Genomic DNA, 21,481 nt, shown 5'->3' on the forward strand with positions numbered 1-21,481 from the left:
GAGAAGGCAAACGTAACGGTCGGGAGCGTATTGCGACAATTGCCTGATAAAAGGGCCGAATAGCCATTTTCGGCCCTGGCGTGCATCATTTTTTATAATTCTTTGGTGTTGATAGCAGCATTTTTCGCATACGTTCCATGACGGTATTCAAGTCCACCGCGCGTTTAATCATACTGCGTATTCTGTCTGAATCATTGATGCCCTTTTTGACATACCGGGCAATATATTGCAGAACGTACTTATCCTCATCACTGTGGGTGCGTAATGACAGGTTCTCTACGGTCTGCAATATCTGACTCGCCAGCGACTGACGCTGGCGGGAGTGGGCTCTTATATCCTTAAACGACGGCTGAATCATAAAACATTCCGTAGCGCTGACGTTGTTGAATCCACCGGAGGGCGAAAGAAAAGCATAATGACTGTTAAGGTCGGCCGCGAATTGGGATTAATTTAGCGGCCGTCATAATCTCCCTGTTTAATTGGTGGTTGCAGCATGTTGCTTCGCTTTCTCAATGGCGTGCGCGTCAAATATGTAATGCTCATAACCGGCGGTAACATTCTTCACTCTGTATATTTTCCACTTGCCGCCCTCTCTTTTTAGGTAGACTCCAATTTGATACGTCTGATTGTTTTGTCGACCCAACCAAACATCGACGTATTCACCACCAAAACAGTTTTTAGCTTTTCCAACTTTCAATAAGGGGATCCAATCTGCTGAATAATCTTGCGCATATGTATAGTAATCGGTGTCGATAATCTCCTGCTCATAAATATGAGAGATAGTATTTAGTTGGGCTAGCGTATCCTTCGAAATATATTCATCCATCTTTTCAGGCGCAGGCTTTATTTTCCCTTCACTATTTGCAAACACGTTTAGATAGTAAGTGTAGAAATCTGAAACACGCCGTTCTGCGTTATCGCGTCCTGAGCTGCACGCGGTAATTGCAAATATCATGAGAACAACATAAAGGGCTTTCATCAATCCTTCCTGTACATTTGATGCGCTGGCTTTGACGAACGGTATCCAGGACCGCCCCAAAAATCCCGCTGTTTAAAGTCTGAATACCAATCCTGGCCGTCGTAAATAGCCATGTGACCGGCGGCGTGTCCTCCCGCGTAAGGCTGAATCACTACCACGTCGCCAGCTCTGGGGGATTGCGTTGAAGATATTTTTCTAAACCCCGCAGACTCCAGCATTGGGCCGTAATCTTTGGCGTTTTGCGTGTTTGTTACGGTCACGCCCCCTGCCTTTATGGCCTTGCGCACATACGATGCACAGTTATTCGTTGGCCCCGGTTCGGCGTGATGTTTTGCCCAGTTTCCGGCGCTTCTTGTGTCCCATCCCATGATTATCATCCATTTCAGTTAGAGAAATTGCTAATAGATACCCAATTAGTTAGGAGGGTTAATCATTTAGTGCCACAGAAAGCGTAACGTGATAAGCGAGGCAAGTGCGCTTGACGCTGAGAGCAGGCGGAATCAATAGCGAAGGGATTGCCTAAACGAATTCCGAAAATAAAAGAATGCGGGTATCGGAATATGAGCGGGAAACAGGTCAGTAGCATTCTGGACGAGATGATGTCTCCGACCCCTTAAGCGAGAAGGCAAAACGTAACGATCGGGAGCGTATTGCGACAATTGCCTGATAAAAGGGCCGAATAACCATTTTCGGCCCTGGCGTGCATCATTTTTTATAATTCTTTGGTGCTGATAGCAGCATTTTTCGCATACGTTCCATGACGGTGTTTAAGTCCACCGCGCGTTTAATCATACTGCGTATTCTGTCTGAATCATTGATGCCCTTTTTGACATACCGGGCAATATATTGCAGAACGTACTTGTCCTCATCACTGTGGGTGCGTAATGACAGGTTCTCTACGGTCTGCAATATCTGACTCGCCAGCGACTGACGCTGCCTGGTTAACGTGTTGACGTAGCTGGCCTGTAAGCCATCGCGCCGGGCGTTAAAGATATTGTATTTTTCAATAGCATGATGTTTTTTGACGATATTCGTCCGGTTGGCTAACAGATACTGAGCCAGTATTTTGCTATAGCCTGTGAGCATTGCGGCATGAAATATTGTCAGCGGCATATCGCATATTCTGATTTCAATTGTGCCCAGAGCAGGCTGTGGCCTGACGTACCAGTAAATATCTTTGATACTTTTAATGATCCCGACATCGACCATCTCGTTATAAAATACGACGAACTCGTCCCAGTTATAGATGTTTTCAATCAGTTCACTGTTCAGAAAGGCGTTCTGCCCGGTAAAGCGGGAACTTGAAAAAGAGGTATCCACGCCATCCAGCCACGGCGAAGAGGCGCTGAGTGCAACTAAATGGGGCAGGTAGGGAATAAGCGCATGACACAGATAAATGGCGTCATCGCCATCCTGAACGCCAATATGAATATGCTGCCCAAATACACAGGCCATTTTGGTGATGTAGCCATAGCGTACGGCCAGATTTTGATGACGTTGTAAATCGCTAATCACCTGTTCTCGCCAGTCGCCATCTAAATGGCGGCCGCCGCCGGTAACATCGCAGCCGTGCTTTCTGGCGACTTCCCTGACGTTACAGGCTAATAAAGATAATTCTTCATGCAGTTTAAACACCGAAGAGTGTACAGAGCTGTTCAGTTCAATCATTGACTTGGTTAGCTCATGCTTTATTTGCTGAGTGTGCGCCATATCGGCCAGCACGATATCCGCTTTATCCACCAGCCTGGTATCGTTTCTGTCGATTAACTGGAGTTCCAGCTCGGTGCCCGTCGTAAACCGCAGTGAGCGGGTAAAAGGTAGAGATACCATAATGTCCTCTGCACTGAGTTGTTGTGGTTGGCCTGAAATTCTATTGTTAAAAGTGTAGGTCAGACGGTCATGCCTGCCAGAGGTGAATCGCGGAACCCTGATTACGGTCATAAAACCATTTTATTAGTATGGTTAATTTTGCGATATGACGAGAGAGAGTATGCTGTAGCGCGAGGACTGCTCAGGTATTGCCGCAGCAGTGTGGCCTGTTTTTGTGGAACACTTTAACAGGAGTCATCTTATGAGCTTAGCTATCACTAAAGTCGATTATCCAGTCAGTCAGGTTCGCCGGTATTTAGAACCGGGCCCGGTTGTGTTGGTGTCATCCAAATGGAACGGGAAGACCAATATCATGACGCTGGGCTGGCATACCGTTCTGGAATTTTCTCCCTCGCTGGTCGGGCTGATGATTTCGGGCGGCAACCACAGTTTTGAGATGATCCGTCATAGCCGGGAATGCGTGATTAACGTTCCGTTGACGGATTTGGCCGAGACGGTCGTGCGAATCGGCAACACGTCCGGCGCTGACATCGATAAGTTTGCCGAATTTAATCTTACGGCACAGGAAGCCGATGAGGTTGATGCCCCGCTGATCCAGCAATGTTATGCGAATTTTGAGTGCTGTTTGTATGATGATGTGCTGGTGGAACGCTACAATTTTTTCATTTTCGAGGTCGTGAAGGCGCATGTGGCCACATCACCGGAACACCCTGAGACGATTCACTATACAGGGAAGGGGGAGTTCATGGTGTCGGGCAAGACAATGAATCTGAGCGCGCTGTTCAGGCCGGAAATGCTTATCTGAGCGTTTGCGGTGGCGCTCGTCACGGATAAATGGCAGAAAGCCCGCTTTTTAGCGGGCTTTCTGCCAGGGATCGCCTTCGTCAGTATTTTATCGGGAAGTCCGTGAAATCAGGAACAGAAATACCGGAACCCCGAGTATCGCCGTCAGGATGCCGACGGGTAATTCACGGGGCGCAAACAGCGTTCGGGCAAGCGTATCAGCCAGAACGGTAAAAGTCGCGCCGCACAGCATGGATGCCGGCAGCAGCGATCGATGGCGATGACCAATGAATATGCGGGCGATATGAGGCACGGTCAGCCCAATAAAACCTATTGCTCCGCAACATGCCACAATGACCGCAGTCAATAAGGTCAATAAACAATACAGGGCGAGCCTGATTGCGCCAACGTCCACACCAAGCGATGCCGCCGTCACATTGCCGAACGTGAGCACATCCAGCTCTATTGCCCGCCACCAGCAGAACATAAATATCGGCAGCAGCACCAGTGCGCAAAGCAGTACCTGAAGCCAGGACGCCTGTGCAAAGCTTCCCAGCAGCCAGAACATCACCCCTCGCGTGGTGTCTGCATCCGTTTTCCAGAGTGTGGTTAATGATGTGGCGGCGGAGAGAAGCTGTGTCACGGCGACGCCGGTCAGGATAAAACGGCTGGACTGGCCGGATAGCGATTTCCGCGCCATGAAAAGCACCAGTGCGAAAGCCAGCATCGCGCCGCAGAACGCTCCGGCAGGTACAGCGGCCCAGCCCGCACTGAGACCAAGCGCAATGACCAGTACCGCGCCAAACCCTGCGCCGGATGAGATCCCCAACACCCAGGGGTCGGCAAGAGGATTACGTGTCAACGACTGGAGCACCGTTCCGGCCAGCGCTAATGCGGCACCCGCCAGCGCAGCAAGCAGGGTGCGCGGCATACGCAGAGACCATACGATCCGCTGATGAAGCGTTCCCGCTGTATCGCTATGCCAGTAGCCTGCCAGTATGGCATTTGCCACGTCCTTCATGGAAAAAGTCACCGGGCCATACATAATGGCAATGCAAAACGCCAGCATTAGGGCCGGAAACAGCATGGAGAGGCGAAAAACAGGAGAACGCAGCATGATTATTTCCAGCCAGCGATCACATAATCATCCAGGAATTGCCAGAGAGTACCCGTTTCGCTAAAACCCGCCTGGCGCAGAGCAGCGAGCTGGAATTCGACCGTGGTGGGCAGTGGTGTCGGGCGGTCTTTAAAGATAGCGGTGCGCGCGTCCATCAAATCAGCCAGCTCATGATGACGGGTGGCCGATGCAAACCAGCTATCCCAGTCCTGCACTCCCGCTGTCCAGGCTTTTTTCTGCGTATCTTCGTCATGAAGCTGGGCAATCCGTTTCTGGCATGGATTGCGATTATCAAATCGCTGATGATCGGCGTTCATGAATAAGCCATGTTCATCCAGCAGGTTAAAGATGTTGCGATAAAGCGCGACCTGCTGTTCCGGCAGCAGCCAGTGGATGGCCGTGCTGGAAACAACGGCCTGCGGTTTGTCGGTAATAGCGGCAAAGCAATCCGCTGTTGCAATATCGCCGCTGAAGAACTGAATACGGTCACTGTATTCAGATAAGGCTTCTTTGGCCAGTGTAAGCAGAAGCGGGTCGAGGTCAATAGCCGTTACTCTTATCGCCGGAAAGCGATTCAGAAGACGCATGCTGAATGAGCCTGGACCACAGGCCAGATCCACCACATGGAATTCTTCGCCATATAGCATTGCCAGAACATCCAGCGCGGCGTTATAGCGTTCTTCACGGTGAGCGATGTAGGCGCTTTGTTGTTCGTCCCAGTTTTTCAGTAATTCGCGGGCTGGAAAGGTCATGTTGTTCCTTAGCGTGTATTTGTGTGACTAGTCGGTGAAGAGCCAGAACTGAACGCGCAGATGCGTCCATGTCATAGCCAGGTAAAATGATGTAACGTTTTGCTTTAACCGCCTTCATGCCTGCGGTGAGGGGATTACGTTCAAGAAAATCGATTTTGCTCCGGGCGCTGTCGCCATCTCCACCCCTTTGCAGATCGCCCAGGATCAGGTAGTCAGGGTCCCGTTCGGCAATGACCTCCCAGCTCATGGCGGGCCACAGTTCAGCACTGTTATCAAAGATATTTTTACTGCCGATGGTTTTGGTTAACAGCTCAGAAGCGCCATAACCGCCCGCCACATAAGGTGTTGCCGTACCGGAATACCACCACATGAGCGTTCTGCGTGGCAGTTTTATGCGGCTGTCAGCAGCGACCTGTTGCTTCAGTTCATTGATAAGCGCCTCTGCGCGCGGCTTCACGCTATATATGCGCGCAATATTACGCAACTCGTCGTAGATGCTGTCGAAGGTTACAGGCGCAGGAGGGCCACTTTGCAGGCCATTGCACATCCCTTCAATGAGCCAGCTTCCAATTCCCCATTCAGCCATCCTTTCACGACCGGCGGTCTCCGGGCTGTTAAACCAGTAGTAGCTGCCGGAATAGATAAAATCTGGCCGGGAACTCAGCAAGGCCTCTCCCGACCAGGGCGAACTGTCGAGACGTGCTTTTAGCGGTTTATACCAGGGGGAGGGCGCGGTATCTTCATCTGGCCGATAACCGACAGCACTGATCACGGAATCTCCCAGACGTAATGCGAGCATGTTTTCCATTGCGGTCGGCATATAGACGATTGCCCGCTGTGGTACATGCTCAAACGTCCAGGATCTTCCGCAATTCTGCAACGTAACGGGATGCGCAAAGCTGGCGAAGGTTGCCAGCAATGCGAGGGAGGCCAGGCGTTTCATCAGAAGCGCATGTTGACATAGGCTTCGTAAGTTCGACCTGGCGCAATCATTTCCTGCCCTGTATAAGTACGCTGCCAGGTGTAAAAGCGATCCGTCAGGTTACGCACGCGGGTGCCTACGGTAACGTCCTTAATCACTTCATAATCGGCGTTCAGGTCGACAGTCGTGTAATCGCCCATTTTGTTTTTGTTGGCATCATCGTTATAGCTACTGCCAACATAGTGGAGCTGCGCGCCCAGCCCCAGTTTGCTAATCGGCATATAACGGCCAGAAAGGTTAGCCGTCCACTCCGGGATATAGCGCGGCTGATTACCGGAAAGGTCCTGCGTACCTTGTTTGAAATTGTCAAAGCGCGCATGGGTATAAGCCACATTCCCCGCCAGCGTGACGCTATCCAGCGGTTTAATCAATCCGCTGAACTCAATGCCGCGCGAAGTCTGCTTGCCAACCGCATTCCATACACCGGCCTGGACAGCCGATTGCTGATAAAGATTTTTTTTCTGGAGATCGTAAACGGCCAGCTTCATTTCACCGTGGTCGAATGTCCCTTTTACACCGGCTTCATATTGCTGAACTTCTGTAAGTGGCAGGGACGTTTGTTCAGGGCTGATAAAGAAGATATCGCTGCCGGGCTCTTTACCTGTGGAATAGTTGGCATATACCGTCCAGTTTTCGTTAATGGCCCAGCTCGGCCCAATACCAACGCTCATAAAGCTATAGCTATGATTGATGGTTTTATTGTCCTGCTGGTAATTCCAGTGCATGTCCAGGTTGGTATAGCGCAACTGGCTTAACAGGGCGACAGCATCAGTGATATTCAGATTGTCTTCCAGCAGCAAGGCATACTGGTTCTGAGTGATGTGACGAACAGGTGAGCGCATCTTGCCACCCGCACCGGTGCGAAAGTCATTGGAGGCGGGGTTGGTCAACAGAACATCTTCGCCGCCCGGGAAGCCGTTAGAATAGTACTGGAATTCGCGTTTTGAAAAATCGACACCCGCAGTCACGCGGTTGGCGAATGATGCAATCGGGTGATCCCAGGTGACCATAGTACGGTTGCCCGTCAGCTTGTCATCATGAGCAAGATCGCCATAAGAATCACGGGTAACATAGCCCGCTTTGTTTGACGGGTAATAGCGTTCAACGTTCTGCCATTCGCGGAATCCTTTGTAATAATAGAACTGGTTATCAAAGGTTACATCAGGCGTTGCATACCAGGACTGGGTTGACTGGAATGAGGTTGCCTGGCTGCGGATATGCGCATCCTGAATGTTGTTGTAGTTTACATGGCGCAAGTCGCGATCAACTTTGCCGTTGATGACAGGCGTCCCGAAATAGGGATTGCGCATATCCGTTAAGCTACGATCGATGTCAAAAGTGACCTGTGTGTTATCGGTCGGCGTCAGCAGGAGCTGTGCGCTGATGCGCTTCGGGCGACTGCGATCTTTATCAACCTGAGTGCCGGTATTTGATGCGCTTACATCCACGCGGCCAGCAGCTATACCCTCAACAAGCGTACCGCCCGCGCCGATGTGGGCGCGATGGCTGTTATAGCTTGACCAGCTATAGTCAGCTTCTACTGGCTGTCGACCAAAGGTTGCTTTACGTGATATCAGGTTGACGCTGCCACCGGCAGAACTCAGACCATTTAAAACGGAGCCTGTGCCATACAGGATGTCCACGTTTTCATAATGAACCGGGTCGGCGATTTGAATGGTGCTACCGGGTACAGCCACGCCGTTTAGCAGCCAGGAAACGCCGGAGAAGCCGCGCAGTGAAACGCTGTTTGAGAGCGTAGGTGAGCTGGTGCCGGACATGCCCGGGGCGGTTTCAACGACTTCGGTGAGCGTGCGTTTGCCCTTAGCCGTAATGGTTTTGGCGCTGATGGTTTCAGTATGGCGTGGCGTTTGCTTATCGGTCAGACCGAGACGTGAGGCTGAACCGGATGAAAGACGTGCCGAGTCGGATTCGGCGGAATAGTCGGATACGTCACCGCCGGTGACGACGATGGTTTCATCTGCTGCATAGGCCAGAGGCGAAGTATTTACTGCTACTGCGAGAGCTATCAAAGAAGGCTTAAGTTTCATAGGTTGGCATTACATTATAATGGATATGTTATAACATAACATATTTCATAAAGAAAAAAAGTAGGCAAATGAGAACAGGTGGGAAGGGGGCTGGAGAGGTCTGTGGGGTTGTCCAAAAACGACAGGCGTCAAAAAAACGGCAATCCTTATCAGGACAACCGGTTCAATTTAACTGCTGCTTTTAAAACGCCTCAAGACTCACTGAGATATCTCGAGACTAAAATCTGGCTCCTCTGACTGGACTCGAACCAGTGACATACGGATTAACAGTCCGCCGTTCTACCGACTGAACTACAGAGGAATCGTTGTGGAGGCTTATCTTAGCGGCGAAAAATCTTTTGTCAAACCTCATTTCCCTGGTGACGGTTCAATTGCTGCTTCTCTCAACAGTTTGTTGCAATTGCAGACATTTTACAGGGAAAAAACTTTGCAGCTTTTTGGATTCTCCCTCATTATTTGAAATGAGGTTTCAACTTTCTTCATTAAGGTCCACTTTGAACGTCTCCGCAGCCTTACGCCAGGCCGTCTCCCGTACGCCCTGGTATGCCAAACGTAAGAGTTATAAGGTTCTTTTCTGGCGTGAAATCACCCCGCTTGCCGTGCCTATCTTTCTGGAAAATACCTGCGTACTGCTAATGGGGGTGCTGAGCACCTTTCTGGTCAGTTGGTTGGGTAAAGAGGCGATGGCCGGGGTGGGGCTTGCCGATAGCTTCAACATGGTCATTATGGCGTTTTTTGCTGCTATCGATCTGGGGACGACCGTGGTTGTGGCGTTTAGCCTGGGAAAACGCGATCGTCGTCGCGCCAGGGCTGCCGCGAGACAGTCACTGGTGATCATGACGCTTTTTGCCATCGTGCTGGCGGCGGTTATTCACTATTTTGGCGAACAGATTATTGATGTCGTGGCCGGGGAGGCGTCTTCCGAGGTGAAGGCTCTGGCGCTGACATACCTGGAACTGACGGTGATCAGCTATCCCGCTGCGGCCATCGCCCTGATTGGCAGCGGCGCATTGCGTGGAGCCGGAAATACCAAAATTCCGCTGTTGATCAATGGCGGTATGAATATTCTTAACATCATGATCAGCAGCGTCCTGATTTATGGCGTTTTTTCCTGGCAGGGGCTGGGTTTTGTCGGGGCGGGACTCGGGCTGACCATCTCTCGCTATATCGGAGCCGTCGCCATTATCTGGGTGTTGATGATTGGTTTTAACCCGGCATTGCGCATTACGTTGAAGAGCTATTTTAAGCCGCTGAACTTCACCATTATCTGGGAAGTGATGGGAATTGGTATCCCTGCGAGTATCGAATCTGTTTTGTTCAACGGTGGGAAATTGTTAACGCAGATGTTCGTGGCGGGGATGGGGACCAGCGTTATTGCCGGTAACTTCATCGCTTTTTCAATTGCCGCGCTGATCAACCTGCCCGGAAACGCGCTGGGTTCTGCATCGACAATCATCACTGGCCGACGGCTGGGGAATGGTCAGATTTCCCAGGCAGAGATTCAGCTTCGTCATGTGTTTTGGCTATCTACCATTGGACTGACCGCGATTGCGTGGTTAAGCGCGCCGTTTGCGGGACTGATGGCCTCGTTTTATACCCACGATCAGGATGTAAAAGATGTTGTCGTGGTTCTGATTTGGCTGAACGCGGCGTTTATGCCGATTTGGTCTGCGTCCTGGGTGTTGCCCTCAGGGTTTAAAGGGGCGCGGGACGCACGTTTTGCAATGTGGGTTTCGATGCTGGGGATGTGGGGCTGCCGCGTGGTTGCGGGTTATACGCTGGGGATTGTGCTTGGCTGGGGCGTTGTCGGGGTCTGGCTGGGGATGTTCTTTGATTGGGCGGTGCGCGCCGCACTGTTTTACTGGCGTATGGTCAGCGGTCGTTGGCTATGGAAATACCCGCGTCCTGAGCGTATAAAATCGCCCGTTCAGCCTGAATCTCCAACGAAATGAAGAATATTTCGGCAAACGAACGTGTTTGTGCATTCAGGCTTTGACAATGATCGTGAGCGTCGTTAATATGCGCCCCGTTCACACGATTCCTCTGTAGTTCAGTCGGTAGAACGGCGGACTGTTAATCCGTATGTCACTGGTTCGAGTCCAGTCAGAGGAGCCAGATTTAGAAAAGCCCGCTTTTTAGCGGGCTTTTTGCTTTCCGTCATCGGCATTCAGTTCTTTCAGTGCCCGGCACGCCGGACGCTGAACGACAAACGTTGATTACCACATCAAATCATCAGGCACTTTAAAATCAGCATACGGATCTTCTTCGTCCTGCTCTTCCTGACTAAGCGCACTATTTAGGACGATACTGTTAGCATCTCGCTGTGCAATTTTATCGGCTACGCTTGCGGGGATAATCGCGTATTCACATTCCCCACCGTTATCAACAACCAAACGCGCAATGGCGAGGCGGCCATTAATCAACTGGGCTTGCGTCGCCTTATCCACATCTATTTTTTTAATTAAGTTATTATCTGTGAAGTTAAAACCAATATCGCCTTTTGAAATGCTGATTCTATTCATTTCAATAAGTTGCTTCACCTGCACTTTATATTCTTTGGATAAAGCCGCTTGTTTTTGTTGCTCGCTTAGCTGTTTATCACGCTCAAGTTGCGCTTTTTTATTTTCTTCCACAGCCTCTCTTGCTTCACGCGCCTGAACTCGTGATTTTTTAGCCGTTCTCTGGACTTTGGCCATTTTTTTACTGGTTACTAATCCTGCTTTTAGCATCTGCTCTTGTAAGGTGAGTTTTGTCATCTTCGTTTCTGAAACCGTTGAATAATGTATGTGATTATACCCGTAATTTTTGCGTCTGTACCTGGCGCACGCGAGCCGGAATTCTGTTTATGAATGGCGCAGGATTCCGGCACGGGATTCAGATGAATTACTTGAGCAGTTTCACCGTGGCCTCTATGTCTATCTCATCTTCCGAGAAGATTAACGTCGTTCCCTGGAAGGTGGTGATTGCCAGTTTTCTCAGCGAGCGCATTTCACCGGGCTTTGCGGCTGATTTGGGTCTGATACTACTCATCAGCACGCCCACAGACAGCACCGCGTTTTCTTTATCAATTCGGGTATCGGCTGGCACTTCTTCGCTGTAAACCAGATAAGACTTGATCGACGTGAGCTTCAGGCGCTCGCCCGCGATATAGATGTATTTGCTTTCCGGGATGACTTTCACAGCATAAGCGGACAAGCCTTTGTTATTGGTGGTGGGTTCAAAAATCACCGCCGCGTCTTTCTTAATCAGCTCAGGGTTGGCAACCTTAATCACATGAAAATAGCGATTATCACCGTTTTCATCTTTGATAAATCCAAAACCTTTATCTTTAAACCACGTTGTGATTGTTCCGTTCATCGCCTTACCGCCTGGTTAATCGTTTATCTACTCAGTTTTTACAGCGCGCAGTGTAAAGCACAATGCCCACGCAGACCATGTCTTTGGCTTAAGTTTGGGTGATAAATGTCCATCAGACCAGGGGGCCGTTGGGGGAGGGGAAGTCGCGATTGCATTTGGCCGATGGCCAGAGATGGGAGAGAACGTCTACTTCACAACCCAGTTCACTGTTACATTCCATTAATGCAATTGAGTGCCATTCTCATCTATCATGATCTGCGACTCACACGATCTATGGCTACTGCAACAAGGGAGGTCGTCAGTGCTACTGGCTATCAGGTACGTCTTTGCGTCATGCCCACTTCGTATTACCGCACTTATCGTCGTTGTGTTGCTTCAGGGGCTGATACCGGCCCTCAACATCTTTATGACCGGCCAAATAATCAACACGCTGCATGCAGTGCAAACCACCGACGGCGATCTGATGCTGAACGTTGCGGTCTGGTGTGTTTCACTCCTTGGCATGCAGCTTATGCAGCCTCTGGTCAATCTTGTTCAGGGGGATGTCACGGAGATTTCGACCAATCACTTCAGCGCTAAGATTATGTGCCGTATGAACGACTCCTTTTCCCTGAGCCTGTTTGATAATAAGGAGCGTTACGAGCAACTGGAATATTTGAAAAAAGAAGCGGCGTATCGACCGCTTAATTTCATCATCTGTATCATTTACGTTATCCGGGCAATCGTCATGGCCGGCAGTCTGCTGCTGGTTCTGATCAACTATTCAGGAGCAGGGGCGGCCATTTGTGCGCTTTCCGCCATACCGATGATTGCCATCAATATGCATATCCAGCAGAGATACGTGCGGGATTTATTCTTCACGTCTAAAGATGCGATTGCGATGCGCTACGTATATGGCGTCAGTATGGACAAGAGTTTTTTGCAGGAGATCCGGCTTTACGGTCTTGGTAAATATCTGCTGACTAAATTCAATGCGTCCGCTCGCAATACCTATAATCGCATGCACAAACAGCGCATCCGCGCGCTAATCACGCCTGTGCCAGCCATGATGCTGAGCCTGACTATGCTGTTCGTCGGGGTAACTCTTTTTTTAAACAACTTACGCACCAGTGATATTGCCGTGAGCGCGCTGGTGATGGTGTTTCAGTCCATTGTGATGATGAAATCGCACCTCGACGAGATAGCCAATTATGGTTCGAATCTCGTCAGCATGAGCAGTTTTTTCACCCGCTACCATGCGTTTATGACGGATAAGATTGAACCGGTGAAAAACGGGCACCTTACCTTACCCGCCGAAACACCTTTTGCCCTCAGCATTCACAAACTTCGGTTTCAGTATGAGGGGCGTAATCATCCAGCCCTGAATGGGGTTAACCTTGAAATTGCCCCCGGTGAAAAGGTCGTTATTCTCGGTGAGAACGGCAGCGGAAAAACAACTCTGATTAAAATGATCCTGCGTATGTACGCCTTCAGTGAGGGGGCGGTGTCTGTGTCAGGCGTGCCGCTCGACAGGTTGGATATTGAAAGTTACCGAAACCAGATAGCCACCGTGTTTCAGGATTACGGAAAATACGAGTTCACGGTGGGCGAAAACATTGCCCTGAATAATTATGATGCAGAAACCCCGTCGCCAGCGGTTGATGAATTGCTGAAAAAGGTAGGATTTCCGTATGACCAGCATACCCGGCTGGGCAAGCAGTTCGGCGGCGATGAACTCTCTATAGGGCAGTGGCAGCGGCTCGCGATTGCACGGGCGCTATACCGAAAGGCCAATCTGTTTATTTTTGATGAGTTCTCTTCATCACTCGATCCTGAAACTGAGCACCGGCTGTTTAATGATATTCTGGCCCTGAACACAACCGTGATCGCAGTGACGCACAGGCTCGGTAATATAAAAGAGTTCGACAGGATTATCGTGATGTCTGCTGGAGAGGTCATCGAAAATGGGGACTTCACTGCGCTGATAAGCCGTCGGGGAAAATTTTACGACATGTGGCATGCGCAGTTTAAATCGGTGATGACTCAGGCAGTTTAATGCTACGGGAATGGTACGCAGGTATTTACACGTCATTCCAGATGTAACCCATCCAAATATATCGTCATTGCCCCCGGTGTACGCCGGACAAGAGGTTCGGCATAACCATGTCCGATTTGAGCGAAAACCAGATATCAGTGATTTTCGCTCACGACAAAAAGGCCCTGGTGACAACTAATCCTCGCGTTTTTCCGCCCATTTCAGCATTGCATCAAGGGCCGGGCACAGTTCTTGCCCCCACTCGGTCAGGCGATATTCCACTTTCGGCGGCACCTGAGGGTACACCGTGCGTGATACGATGCCGTCGGCTTCCAGTTGTCGCAGTTGCTGAGCCAGCATCTTCTGTGAAATACCCGGGATCAGTTTTTCAAAATCGGAATAGCGCTGTACTTTTCCATCGAACAGATGAAAAAGAATAATTAATTTCCAGCGACCTTCCAGCAGTCGTAGCACATGCTCCACGCCGCTTGCGGCAGATTCTGGAGTGTATAACTTACTCATAATTCAGTTGCTCACTTTTTCGTGCGTACTTGTCAATTTCACAGTCTATGTTGAAAATTCCTGTACTGTAAACAACGGGAGTAAAGCGCCATGTCATTAGCCCTACCGCACGCTATTTCTGACTATTTTGCGATCAGCAACGGAGCAGATATTGCCAACGTTAAGCACTGTTTTACCGCCGATGCTGTCGTGACAGACGAAGGTAAAACGCATAAGGGACACGCAGCGATCGAGGCATGGCAACGTGCCGCACAGGCCGCGTTTGACTACAGCGTTGAGCCGGTTCAGTTCCTCACCGAAGGCCACCGGGTGACAGTCACCTCAAACGTCGTCGGTAATTTTCCCGGCAGCCCGATAGTGCTTAAGCATGCTTTCGGCCTGGTCGGCGGCAAGATCAACACACTGGAGATTATCTGATGTCGTTAGATCTTGATTTTCAGGACAAACGCATACTGGTTACTGCCGGCACCAAAGGCGTCGGCAAAGCGGTCGTTGGATTATTAAAGCAACTGGGTGCCAGGGTGTTAACCACCGCGCGTCATACGCCCACAGAATGTATCGCCGACGCCTTCGTGGCGGCAGACCTGGCCACGGTCAACGGGTGTGCTTCAGTAGCTGAAGCCGTTCAGATGCATCTGGGAGGTGTCGACGCCATCATCCATGTTGCGGGCGGTTCTACCTCACCAGGTGGTGGCTTTGCAGCATTGGGCGAAACGGAGTGGCAGCAGGAACTCAACCTTAATCTGCTGCCAGCGGTACGCTTAGATCGTGCGCTGCTGCCAGGGATGCTGGCGCAGGGCAGTGGGGTTATCATTCACGTCACCTCTATCCAGCGTGAACTGCCGTTACCGGAATCGACCACCGGTTATGCGGCGGCAAAAGCTGCGCTGTCGGCGTACAGCAAGAGCCTGTCGAAAGAGGTATCCCCGAAGGGGGTCCGTGTGGTTCGTGTTGCGCCCGGCTGGATCGAAACCGAAGCTTCGGTAGCGATGGCAGAGCGACTGGCGAAGCAGGCGGGAACGGATTACGAAGGCGGTAAGCAAATCATCATGAATGCACTCGGGGGTATTCCTCTTGGTCGTCCGTCAAAGCCCATTGAGGTGGCGAAGCTCATTGCTTTCCTCGCGTCGTCTCATGCTGCCGCCATCACCGGCACCGAATATGTGATAGATGGCGGCACCATCCCGACGGTGTAATCATGTATCTTAATCGGCCCGAATTATGAGCCGATTAAGATCGCCAGAGGCAGAAAATGGTTAATCGTAGCGTCTGTTTTGACGCAAAACAGTCTGATGTAAGTGAATAGTCTGCTATGAGCGAGAAGCGGACATTCTTATACAAAGCATGATGTCGGATTACAGTGAGATCATTGATTGATAAGTGAGTCGAATCAGAACAGTAGCCAATGAAACAAAAACTTCGCAAACGTAACCAAGACTGGATATCAAGGCAATTGCAACGTGTGCAAAAAGAGGAAATGCCGTTAAGTTTCTTTATTAACTTTCCCTCAGTACGAGCAACTGCTTGTAATGGTGAGCGCCTTAAACGGCGTGGTCGTCTCAGGCCGGACTGGAGTCGCGCATTGTTTCATCAGGGTTGGGGAGAAGTGCCGATTGTTGGGCCAAAAGGTACAGTTTACTGGTTTGAGGGATTTGATAAGGAACAGTTGCCTGTTGAATGGGTGAAGCTGTGGAAAGATGCCTGAATGTATTGGTTTTGATTTGATCTTACAGTGCAACACATAATCAACTCTTATAGTCTGCTGTGAGCGAAGAGCGGACTTATCCGTACAAGGCTTACCATCCAGAAATGGAAGTTCCCCCAAAAGGAAAACACTCGCAAACCTTCTAGACAACCTTTTCCCGAGCATTTAGCCTGAATTAAAATTTTAATATCTGTCAGGCTAGTTCATTATGAAAAATGATATCAGAACCCTCGACCTTAACCTTCTTAAGGCCCTTGATGCATTACTGGATGAGGGAAGCGTGACTCGGGCTGCACAGCGCCTCTCCCTGACGCAGCCTGCCGTCAGTGGTATGCTTATTCGCTTGCGTGATTACTTTGACGATCCACTCTTTGTTCGCACCAGCCACGGTATGGTCCCCACAATGCGGGCCAACGAACTTTCTACGCCGGTAAAACAAATCCTCACCGATATCGCTATCCTGCTGAAACCAAAGAAATTTGATCCCGTGACGGTGGAACTGACTTATACCATCGTCGCAACGGACTATGCACTTAAGGCTGTTGTCGTTCCATTGATGGCTGAGCTAAAACAACGTGCACCGTATATTAAAATCGCCGTGCGGCCCGTGGACAATGAGCGAATGTATCAGCAGTTGTCTCGGGGTGAAGTTGATCTGGCTTTGATAACACCGCAAACAACCCCCGAAGACCTGCATGGAAGAGCGCTCTATGAAGAAGATTATGTCTGCGTAGCACGACGTCATCATCCTCTGGCAGCGAGTTCAGAAATGACGCTCGAACAATTTTGCAAACAGGAACATATTCTGGTGTCTTCAGAAGGTAACTTCACCGGTGTTACAGATGAAGCACTGGCTAAGCTCAGTCTGACACGACGAGTAGGCATGTCAGTTAATAGTTTTCAGGTGATACCTGATATATTGCGAGTGACTGATATGATTGCAGTTGTACCTCACCGCATGGTCCTGACTAACAACGATCTCATCATTCTCCCTTTGCCCCTGAAAGTACCCGGCTTTACCAAGAGCATGGCCTGGCATGAGCGAACCCATCGTGACCCAAGTCATCAGTGGATTCGTGCTTTATGCGCAGAAGTAAGCCAACATCCCGCGTCCTGATATAATTTATCTTATTAAGAATATAAGTAATGACAATTCGCCTTATAACTCCATTGCACCAATAATCACTGCCATCACGTTACTGCCGTAATGACACACGCAGTGCACTCAACTATAGCAATTGGAGAAATTTATGAACGCGATTAACTGGCCAGAAGACTTTGTTCCGGGTTTTACCGATAACTTTGTTTCTAATGAAATGATCATCTCAGGTCTGAACGTCAATGATGTCTGGCCGCTCCTGAGTCAGCCATTGCTATGGCCGGAATACTATAAAAATTCCGCCGATGTGCGCTTTTATGACAACAAAGGTCCAGAATTGGAAAATGGGGTTCGCTTCTACTTCAGCACGTTTGGTTTCCCAGTTGAAGCTCAGGTTGTGGAGTTTGTTCCACCTGCTGAAGGTAAACCTGCTCGTCTGGCATGGCACGGATGGGCCGGTGAAAAAGATACCGCTCAACGACTCGATGTCCATCATGCGTGGCTACTGGAGGATCTTTCCGGTCACAGGGTCCGTATCCTAACGCAGGAAACACAGAACGGAGTCCCGGCAAAAGATCTGGCAAATACCCGCCCGAACCCAATGCTTAATGGTCATCAGGAATGGCTTGACGGCCTGATTCGAGCAGCAAAGAAATAATAAACCGCTTTCCACAGTCATATCACTGAGGCTGCACTTCCCCGTAGCCTCAAGAATATTTGCCCGTTTGCTATTGCACTTGATTACAGGTAAATCATGTAACCCCCGCAAGTGACACCGCGCGGCCATATCTGTAATGTCCCCTCCTGGCACATAGCAGCCTTCAGCTCCATTATAGGGTGCCAGGAGGCGGAGGTTCAAATCTTCTCGTGCCGACCAAAATTCCCCTTAAGAACCAGCCTGTTATGCTGGTTTTTTATGCGAGGTATTGTTGCGGTAAAACCGGGGGTATTATCCCGACGCGAATCGATGTCAGATCACCGGGCAATTATCATTACTCCTACGGTTGATGAAGTATGTCACGATGCCCAATAGTTCGACACCATCCAGCGCCAACCCTTCTAGCGCTTCTCCATCATCAGATATCAGTTCAACTCTTTACCTGGCAATCCCCCTCGAGATCAAAAAAACAATATTTCATCATGTCAATAACCACTAAAAGTTAATGGTTTATCATTCGATTTAACCTTACAATAACTGAACTTTTTCATGTCTTAAGTTTAAGCTGGAGAAAAAATGGAGCTCAGCCGGAGGCAGTTCTTTCGAATCTGCGCGGGTGGTATGGCAGGAACAACTGTTGCATCTCTCGGATTCTTATCATCTTTTTCCGTTCATGCGGAAACACGTCAGTACAAACTCTTAAAAGCAAAAGAGACTCGTAATAACTGTACTTATTGCTCAGTAGGTTGCGGCATGCTGATGTACAGTCTTGGCGATACAGCTAAAAACGTCAAAGAAAGCATCTACCACATTGAAGGTGATCCTGATCATCCGGTCAGCCGCGGTTCTTTGTGTCCGAAAGGTGCTGGCGTGTTGGATTATATTCACAGTGAAACACGCCTGCAGTATCCCGAATATCGCGCCCCTGGTTCTGATAAATGGGAACGTATCAGTTGGGATGATGCCATCAACCGTATCGCGCGGTTAATGAAGGATGATCGCGATGCTAATTTCATCGAGAAAAACGCGCAGGGTGTGACCGTCAATCGCTGGACGACCACAGGCATGCTGTGTTCTTCGGCAGCCAGCAATGAAACCGGTATCCTCGACGACAAATTTACCCGTAGCCTGGGGATGGTCGCCATCGACTGCCAGGCTCGTCTGTGCCATGGTCCAACCGTTTCTGCGCTGGCACCAACGTTTGGTCGTGGCGCAATGACCAACAACTGGGTGGATATTAAAAACGCCAACGTGGTGCTGATTATGGGCGGCAACGCGGCTGAAGCTCACCCGGTTGGTTTTAAATGGGTGGTTGAAGCACAGACCAAAAATGACGCCACCGTTGTGGTGGTCGACCCACGTTTTAACCGTAGCGCCGCTGTTGCCGATCTCTATGCACCGATCCGTGCGGGTTCGGATACCGCGTTCCTGCTGGGTGTCATTCGGTATCTGCTGAAACACAAGCGCGTACAGTACGAATACGTACTCCATTACACCAATGCTGCTCTACTGATCCGCGAAGACTATCAGTTCAATGACGGATTATTCAGCGGCTATGACCCTAAAAAACGGCAATATGATAAATCGAGTTGGTTCTATCAGCTTGATGAGCAGGAAAATGCCCTGCGTGATGAAACGCTGAGTCATCCCCGCTGTGTCTGGAATTTACTCAAAACTCATGTCGATCGTTACACCCCGGAAATGGTGAGTCGCCTGTGCGGAACATCGGTGGAGGACTTCAATCGTATTTGCGACATTCTCGCCAGCACCAGCGTACCTGACCGCACCGCGACTATTCTGTACGCGTTGGGCTGGACACACCATTCTGCCGGGGCGCAGATCATTCGTGCGGCCGGAATGCTGCAACTGCTGTTGGGCAATATTGGTATGGCTGGCGGTGGCGTAAACGCCCTGCGTGGCCACTCAAACATTCAGGGCTATACTGACCTTGGCCTGCTGTCGACCAACCTCCCCGGGTATATGCCGCTGCCTTCCGAAAAACAGCCGGACTATCAGACCTATATCTCGCAAATTACCCCACCTGCGTTGGGCGTAAATGAAGTGAACTACTGGCAGAATACGCCGAAGTTCTTTGTCAGCATGATGAAAAGCTTCTGGGGTGATCATGCAACTGCGGAAAATAGCTGGGGTTATGACTGGCTGCCTAAATGGGATCGTCTTTATGACGTGATGACTCAGGCCGAGCTGATGCTGGAAGGCAAAATAAACGGCTACATCGTTCAGGGTTTCAATCCACTGGCTGCATTTCCCGATAAAAACAAATCGTCCCGCGCACTTTCGAAGCTGAAGTATATGGTGGTTATCGATCCACTGGTTACCGAATCATCTAACTTCTGGCAGCACCACGGCGAAATGAACGAGGTTAAACCGGAAGATATCCAGACAGAAGTGTTCCGCCTGCCGTCATCCTGTTTTGCAGAAGAGAACGGTTCAATTGCTAACTCTGGACGATGGTTACAGTGGCATTGGGCAGCGGCCGAACCGCCGGGTGAGGCGTTGCATGATGGCAAAATTCTCGGCCGTCTGTTTATGCGTCTGCGTGAGCTATACCAACAGGAAGGCGGTGCGAATCCAGAACCTCTTATGAGCATCAACTGGAACTATAAAGACCCGTATGACCCACATCCGGAAGAAATTGCCCGCGAAGCCAACGGAATAGCGCTGGCAGACCTCTACGATGATAAAGGGCAATTGATCGCGAAGAAAGGTCAACAATTGAGCAGCTTTGCTCAGCTTCGTGATGATGGCTCGACCAGCAGCTTCTGTTGGGTCTACTGTGGAAGCTGGACCGAGCAAGGTAACCAAATGGCCAATCGCGATAACAGCGATCCGTATGGTCTGGGCTGTACGCCAGGTTGGGCATGGTCCTGGCCGGCAAATCGCCGAATTCTCTACAACCGCGCCTCAGCTGACCCTGCCGGCAAGCCATGGGATGTCAAACGGGCCCTTCTACACTGGGACGGTAATAAATGGACCGGAATGGATGTGGCGGACTACAGTCAGGCCGCTCCGGGCAGTAACGTTGGGCCCTTTATCATGAATCCGGAAGGTGTCGCACGTCTGTTTTCTCTCGACAAAATGAACGACGGGCCATTCCCGGAACATTACGAACCCATTGAATCACCTATTGGTACCAACCCGCTTCATCCGGATGTTGTTTCCAGTCCGGTTGCGCGCATCTACCCTGGAGATATCGCTAATATGGGCAAATCTGACATTTTCCCATACGTCGCGACCACTTACTCGATTACCGAGCTATTCCGTCACTGGACTAAACATGCTCTTCTGAACGCCATCGCCCAACCTGATCAGTTCGTCGAAATTGGCGAAGCGCTGGCGAGCAAGAAGGGGATTACGGCAGGCGACACAGTGAAGGTCATGTCCAAACGTGGTTTTATCAAAGCGAAAGCCGTTGTAACCAAACGCCTGCAAACGCTGACAATTGACGGCAGGCAGGTGGATACAATTGGGATCCCATGCCACTGGGGATTTGAAGGGGCTACACGCAAAGGGTTCCTCGCTAACACGCTGACGCCATCCGTCGGCGACGCCAACTCACAAACACCAGAATACAAAGCATTCCTGGTTAACATTGAGCGAGCGTAAGGGAGGAT

At 50.1% G+C, this 21,481-nt stretch carries 21 protein-coding genes and 2 tRNA genes; 11 read left to right on the top strand and 12 right to left on the bottom strand.

The window, feature by feature from the left end; all coding sequences use genetic code 11:
• Positions 1-85: 85 nt before the first annotated feature.
• The 4 genes from OGV82_RS13540 to OGV82_RS13555 all read right to left on the bottom strand — a co-directional run bounded on the left by OGV82_RS13540 (position 86) and on the right by OGV82_RS13555 (position 2,809).
• A complete protein-coding gene (locus OGV82_RS13540; protein WP_047462780.1) occupies positions 86-358 on the bottom strand; it encodes a hypothetical protein in 273 nt (90 codons plus the stop codon).
• Between the two features lie 117 nt (positions 359-475).
• Entirely contained in the window at positions 476-979 is a 504-nt protein-coding gene (locus tag OGV82_RS13545; protein ID WP_012131801.1) for a YqhG/Tai3 family protein, read from the bottom strand.
• Positions 979-1,347: an NlpC/P60 family protein gene (locus OGV82_RS13550; protein ID WP_024130212.1), complete on the bottom strand. Its 369-nt coding sequence runs from the start codon at positions 1,345-1,347 to the stop codon at positions 979-981. The genes OGV82_RS13545 and OGV82_RS13550 overlap by 1 nt, the downstream gene beginning before the upstream one ends.
• 337 nt (positions 1,348-1,684) lie before the next feature.
• The gene (locus tag OGV82_RS13555; protein WP_047462784.1) at positions 1,685-2,809 is read right to left on the bottom strand and encodes a YbdK family carboxylate-amine ligase; all 1,125 of its coding nucleotides are present in this window, start codon (positions 2,807-2,809) and stop codon (positions 1,685-1,687) included.
• Between the two features lie 241 nt (positions 2,810-3,050).
• On the opposite strand from OGV82_RS13555, the gene OGV82_RS13560 reads away from it, so the two are divergent.
• Complete coding sequence (locus OGV82_RS13560) at positions 3,051-3,614, top strand: flavin reductase family protein (protein WP_012131804.1); 564 nt, start codon at positions 3,051-3,053, stop codon at positions 3,612-3,614.
• Between the two features lie 87 nt (positions 3,615-3,701).
• Here the strand turns inward: OGV82_RS13560 and OGV82_RS13565 are convergent, their stop codons facing one another.
• The 5 genes from OGV82_RS13565 to OGV82_RS13585 all read right to left on the bottom strand — a co-directional run bounded on the left by OGV82_RS13565 (position 3,702) and on the right by OGV82_RS13585 (position 8,792).
• On the bottom strand, positions 3,702-4,679 hold the full coding sequence (locus OGV82_RS13565) for a FecCD family ABC transporter permease (protein ID WP_180961894.1): 978 nt from the start codon (positions 4,677-4,679) through the stop codon (positions 3,702-3,704).
• A 32-nt stretch (positions 4,680-4,711) separates the two neighbouring features.
• The gene (locus tag OGV82_RS13570; RefSeq protein ID WP_047462788.1) at positions 4,712-5,461 is read right to left on the bottom strand and encodes a class I SAM-dependent methyltransferase; all 750 of its coding nucleotides are present in this window, start codon (positions 5,459-5,461) and stop codon (positions 4,712-4,714) included.
• On the bottom strand, positions 5,391-6,404 hold the full coding sequence (locus tag OGV82_RS13575; protein ID WP_101743968.1) for an ABC transporter substrate-binding protein: 1,014 nt from the start codon (positions 6,402-6,404) through the stop codon (positions 5,391-5,393). Before OGV82_RS13575 ends, OGV82_RS13570 begins: the two co-directional genes overlap by 71 nt.
• The gene (locus tag OGV82_RS13580) at positions 6,404-8,491 is read right to left on the bottom strand and encodes a TonB-dependent siderophore receptor (protein ID WP_047462791.1); all 2,088 of its coding nucleotides are present in this window, start codon (positions 8,489-8,491) and stop codon (positions 6,404-6,406) included. Before OGV82_RS13580 ends, OGV82_RS13575 begins: the two co-directional genes overlap by 1 nt.
• Positions 8,492-8,716: 225 nt before the next feature.
• A tRNA-Asn gene (locus OGV82_RS13585) sits at positions 8,717-8,792 on the bottom strand.
• Between the two features lie 6 nt (positions 8,793-8,798).
• On the opposite strand from OGV82_RS13585, the gene OGV82_RS22890 reads away from it, so the two are divergent.
• The 3 genes from OGV82_RS22890 to OGV82_RS13595 all read left to right on the top strand — a co-directional run bounded on the left by OGV82_RS22890 (position 8,799) and on the right by OGV82_RS13595 (position 10,606).
• Entirely contained in the window at positions 8,799-8,951 is a 153-nt protein-coding gene (locus OGV82_RS22890) for a DUF5951 family protein (RefSeq protein ID WP_153258860.1), read from the top strand.
• Position 8,952: 1 nt separating this feature from the next.
• Positions 8,953-10,443: an EmmdR/YeeO family multidrug/toxin efflux MATE transporter gene (locus OGV82_RS13590; RefSeq protein WP_012131809.1), complete on the top strand. Its 1,491-nt coding sequence runs from the start codon at positions 8,953-8,955 to the stop codon at positions 10,441-10,443.
• An 87-nt stretch (positions 10,444-10,530) separates the two neighbouring features.
• Positions 10,531-10,606, top strand: a tRNA-Asn gene (locus OGV82_RS13595).
• A 101-nt stretch (positions 10,607-10,707) separates the two neighbouring features.
• Here the strand turns inward: OGV82_RS13595 and OGV82_RS13600 are convergent.
• Complete coding sequence (locus tag OGV82_RS13600) at positions 10,708-11,247, bottom strand: DUF2058 domain-containing protein (RefSeq protein WP_101743967.1); 540 nt, start codon at positions 11,245-11,247, stop codon at positions 10,708-10,710.
• 127 nt (positions 11,248-11,374) lie between these two features.
• Positions 11,375-11,848 (bottom strand): cold-shock protein, encoded by a 474-nt coding sequence (locus tag OGV82_RS13605; protein ID WP_047462794.1) that lies wholly within the window; start codon positions 11,846-11,848, stop codon positions 11,375-11,377.
• A 301-nt stretch (positions 11,849-12,149) separates the two neighbouring features.
• Between OGV82_RS13605 and OGV82_RS13610 the strand changes: the two genes are divergently transcribed.
• Entirely contained in the window at positions 12,150-13,883 is a 1,734-nt protein-coding gene (locus tag OGV82_RS13610; protein WP_161799995.1) for an ABC transporter ATP-binding protein, read from the top strand.
• A gap of 174 nt (positions 13,884-14,057) precedes the next feature.
• Here the strand turns inward: OGV82_RS13610 and OGV82_RS13615 are convergent, their stop codons facing one another.
• On the bottom strand, positions 14,058-14,384 hold the full coding sequence (locus tag OGV82_RS13615) for a winged helix-turn-helix transcriptional regulator (RefSeq protein ID WP_012131813.1): 327 nt from the start codon (positions 14,382-14,384) through the stop codon (positions 14,058-14,060).
• 90 nt (positions 14,385-14,474) lie between these two features.
• Between OGV82_RS13615 and OGV82_RS13620 the strand changes: the two genes are divergently transcribed.
• From OGV82_RS13620 to fdnG, 6 genes are all read left to right on the top strand, one after another.
• Positions 14,475-14,801, top strand: coding sequence for a nuclear transport factor 2 family protein (locus OGV82_RS13620; RefSeq protein WP_047462801.1), 327 nt, complete (start codon positions 14,475-14,477; stop codon positions 14,799-14,801).
• Positions 14,801-15,580 carry an SDR family oxidoreductase gene (locus tag OGV82_RS13625; RefSeq protein ID WP_047462805.1) on the top strand — a complete coding sequence of 260 codons (780 nt, stop codon included), beginning with the start codon at positions 14,801-14,803 and terminating at the stop codon, positions 15,578-15,580. The genes OGV82_RS13620 and OGV82_RS13625 overlap by 1 nt, the downstream gene beginning before the upstream one ends.
• Positions 15,581-15,789: 209 nt before the next feature.
• The gene (locus tag OGV82_RS13630; protein ID WP_047463355.1) at positions 15,790-16,089 is read left to right on the top strand and encodes a hypothetical protein; all 300 of its coding nucleotides are present in this window, start codon (positions 15,790-15,792) and stop codon (positions 16,087-16,089) included.
• 208 nt (positions 16,090-16,297) lie between these two features.
• On the top strand, positions 16,298-17,206 hold the full coding sequence (locus tag OGV82_RS13635) for a LysR family transcriptional regulator (RefSeq protein WP_044715031.1): 909 nt from the start codon (positions 16,298-16,300) through the stop codon (positions 17,204-17,206).
• Between the two features lie 133 nt (positions 17,207-17,339).
• Positions 17,340-17,846, top strand: a complete 507-nt coding sequence (locus OGV82_RS13640; protein ID WP_047463353.1) for an SRPBCC family protein — start codon at positions 17,340-17,342, stop codon at positions 17,844-17,846.
• Positions 17,847-18,422: 576 nt separating this feature from the next.
• A complete protein-coding gene (fdnG, locus tag OGV82_RS13645; protein ID WP_072025323.1) occupies positions 18,423-21,473 on the top strand; it encodes a formate dehydrogenase-N subunit alpha in 3,051 nt (1,016 codons plus the stop codon).
• Positions 21,474-21,481: the final 8 nt, after the last annotated feature.

This window comes from Citrobacter sp. CK191 (assembly GCF_030333435.1).
Classification (GTDB): Bacteria; Pseudomonadota; Gammaproteobacteria; order Enterobacterales; family Enterobacteriaceae; genus Citrobacter_B; species Citrobacter_B koseri.